The sequence below is a fragment of the Promicromonospora kroppenstedtii DSM 19349 genome (genome assembly GCF_000515355.1).
Lineage (GTDB): Bacteria > Actinomycetota > Actinomycetes > Actinomycetales > Cellulomonadaceae > Promicromonospora > Promicromonospora kroppenstedtii.
Window position 1 is genome coordinate 12672 of sequence record NZ_KI911625.1, and the last position, 2919, is coordinate 15590.

At 72.5% G+C, this 2919-nt stretch carries 3 protein-coding genes; 2 read left to right on the forward strand and 1 reads right to left on the reverse strand.

Annotated features, from left to right (window positions below; genetic code table 11):
• Positions 1–363: hypothetical protein (locus PROKR_RS05650; protein ID WP_036960445.1), on the forward strand; the 363-nt coding region annotated here is incomplete at its 5' end.
• Positions 364–394: 31 nt separating this feature from the next.
• Here the strand turns inward: PROKR_RS05650 and PROKR_RS05655 are convergent.
• Positions 395–1156: an IclR family transcriptional regulator gene (locus PROKR_RS05655; protein ID WP_051432714.1), complete on the reverse strand. Its 762-nt coding sequence runs from the start codon at positions 1154–1156 to the stop codon at positions 395–397.
• A 255-nt stretch (positions 1157–1411) separates the two neighbouring features.
• On the opposite strand from PROKR_RS05655, the gene PROKR_RS05660 reads away from it, so the two are divergent.
• On the forward strand, positions 1412–2701 hold the full coding sequence (locus tag PROKR_RS05660) for a cytochrome P450 (RefSeq protein ID WP_051432715.1): 1290 nt from the start codon (positions 1412–1414) through the stop codon (positions 2699–2701).
• Positions 2702–2919 lie beyond the last annotated feature (218 nt).

Consider the following 2919-nt stretch of genomic DNA (forward strand, 5'->3'; position numbering starts at 1 on the left):
GAACGGTTCCTGGCGGCGTGCTTCACCGGCGACGTCGCGGGCGTGCTCGCGGCGCTCGCCCCCGAGGTGGAGCTCGTGACCGACGGCGGCGGCGTCGTCCGCGCGGCCCGGCGGGTCATCCGGGGCGCCGACAAGGTCTCGCGCGCCCTGGTCGCCTTCGCCGGCGACGCGACGGTGGGCCGCATGGAGTGGGTGCCCGTGGAGATCAACGGGGCGCTCGGGATGCTCGCGCTGCTCGGCGGCGAGCCGGCCATGGCGACCGTCGCCGAGTACGGCACGGGGGACCAGAGCGGCCTGCTTGCGCGGGTCATGGTGTTCCGCAACCCGGAGCGCCTGGCCGGGCTGCACCGGCTACCGGGCTGAGCCAGGCCGCGTGGCCGGGCCCAGCCTCCGGTCAGATCCCCGTCAGGTCTCCAGCGACCAGGCTCAGCTCGCGGCGCGCGTGCGGGGGCACGACCTCGCCGGGGATGCTGAGCCCGACTGCCCACGCCGTGTCGTCGCCGGGGCGGCGGGGCACGAGGTGGGCGGCGCAGGCGATGTCGTTGCGGAACTCGCCGTGCTCCTCGACGACGGCGTCGGGTCGCAGGCGGGAGAGCTGGGCGTCCAGCGAGTTCATGTCGGCCGCGGTCCGCGGCGTGAACTTGCGCATCCCGGCGTCGACCACGAGCTCGTGGCGGTCGCGGCGGGACATGCCGAGCAGCAGGGCCTTGCCGAGCGCGGTGGCGTGCGCGGAGACGTCGAGCCCGCGCTCCAGGTCCTCGATGTACGGCGAGCCGGGGGCTTCGGCGTAGTCGACGACGACCACACGGCCGGCGCTGATACGTCCCAGGTAGGCGCTGTAGCCGCTGCTCTGCGCCAGGTGGCGCAGTACCTCGCGGGTGTTGGGCCCCCGGCCGAGCGAGCCGAGCTGCTCGTAGAACCGGTGGCTGACCTGCTCGCCGACGTCGTAGGTGCCGTCCTTGAGCCGGGTGACGTACCCCTCGTAGGCGAGTGTGCGCACCAGGTGATACGTGGTGGAGAGGTTGAGCCCGCTGCGTCTCGCGATCGCCTTGACCGGCAGCCCGGGGAACCGGGTGACGACCTCGAGGACGCGGAAGGCGCGGGCAACGCTCTGTACCAGGTCGTCCGGGCGTTCCCGCTCGGAGTCCAGAGTCACGTGCCCCCCTTGCTCGTCGGTGGAGGCCGACGGTGCCTTTTTGCGACGATGATCGTAACCGTATGGGTATCGACAGGGTGGTGCGAGGGTGCGACAGTTTGTCTGCCCTAGCAGACATGTTAGCCACGGGTGTGGCCAAGGTCACGGAACTCGGTTGTAACACGGGTGTGTTCACCCTGCGCGATCAAGGGCGACTGCACAGAGACGATGAATCTATGAAAATACCTGAACCGGGCGATACCCGACAAGTGACCCATGCTCGATGACGTACAGGACACGCACGACCGGGCCTGGCGCGGCACCCGTCCCCTGCGGCTCGGCGCGGTCTCCCGCCTGACGCCGCTGGTCGGCGCCTCGGCGCTGTCCGACCCGCGCGAGCTCTACGACGAGCTCGAGCAGCAGTGGGGCGAGATCGCCCCGGTCGAGCTGGAGCCCGGTGTGCCCGCCTGGCTGGTCATGGGCCAGCGGCGGGTCTTCGACATCATGCGCAACGAGCATGTGTTCGCCACCAACCCGCAGCTGTGGAACGGGCACGCGCGCGGCGGCCTGCCGCGGACGTCCGGCCTGCGGCCCGCCTTCACCTCGCAGCAGCGGTTCTCGGCCAACCACGCCGACGGCGCGCTGCGGCAGCGCCTGCGCGAGCCCCTCGACGACGCGTTCGAGCAGCTCTCCGAGCCCATCACCGCGGCCAAGGTGCGCTCCTTCTGCAACCTGCTCATCGACCGCTTCGAGGACCGGGGCCGCGCCGACCTCATGCTCGAGTACGCGTCGGTGATCCCGTTCCTCGTCATCGCCGACATGATCGGGTTCGACCCGGAGGACGGACAGCACCTGTTCGACCTGACCCGCCGCGTCGCCGGGGGCGGCGCCGACGCCGCGCCCGCCGTGCACGAGGTGGACCGCATGCTCGGCGACCTCGTCGCGCTCCGCCGCGAGCACCCGCGCCGGGACCTCGCGAGCTCGCTGCTGGCCCACCCGGGCATGCGGGACGACGTCGAGGTCACCCACACCCTGCTCACCGTCGCCTACTCGGGCAACCTGACGCTGACGGCCTGGGTGGCCCAGACCCTGCTGCTCACCCTCACCGACGCCCGGTTCTCCGGGCGCCTGCACGGCGGCCGGATCGACCTGGACAGCGCCATGGACGAGGTGCTGTGGCGCTCCACGCCCACCATCCACAGCCTGCCCCGGTTCGCCCGCCAGGACGTCGTGCTCGACGACAAGCTCGTCGCGGCCGGCGACCCCCTGATCCTCGCGATCCACGCCGCCAACACCGACCCCCGCATGGACACCGGCGACCCCTGGGACCACGTGGGCAGCCGGGCGCACGTGTCGTTCGGCACCGGTCCGCACGCCTGCCCGGCCCCGCGTACCGCGCGCGTGATCGCCCGGATCGCCGTCGAGACGATCCTGCGCCGGCTGGACGTGGTGCTGCGCATCCCCGCCGCCGACGTCCGCTGGGACCCCACCCTGTGGATCCGCCAGCCCGCGAGCATCCCCGTCACCTTCCCCGTGCCCGTCGAGAAGGCCGGGCCCGAGACATAACACCGGGCCCCTGGGCAGGTGGTAGTGCCCGACGGCGAGGTCCCGGCGGTAGGTTGCGTGGGTGAGCAAGGAGGGTCACATGCGCATAGGCGTACCGGACGACGGCGGGCCGCTCGTGCCCGCCACCCCCGCGACCACCGGCCGGCTGGTCGGCCTCGGCTACGAGGTCGCCGTGGCGGCCGGAGCCGGGGCGAGGGCGGGCTTCCCCGACGCGGCCT

Coding starts and splice junctions, on each gene's coding strand:
- PROKR_RS05660 (WP_051432715.1), top strand. CDS start 1,412: ATGCTCGATGACGTACAGGACACGCACGACCGGGCCTGGCGCGGCACC.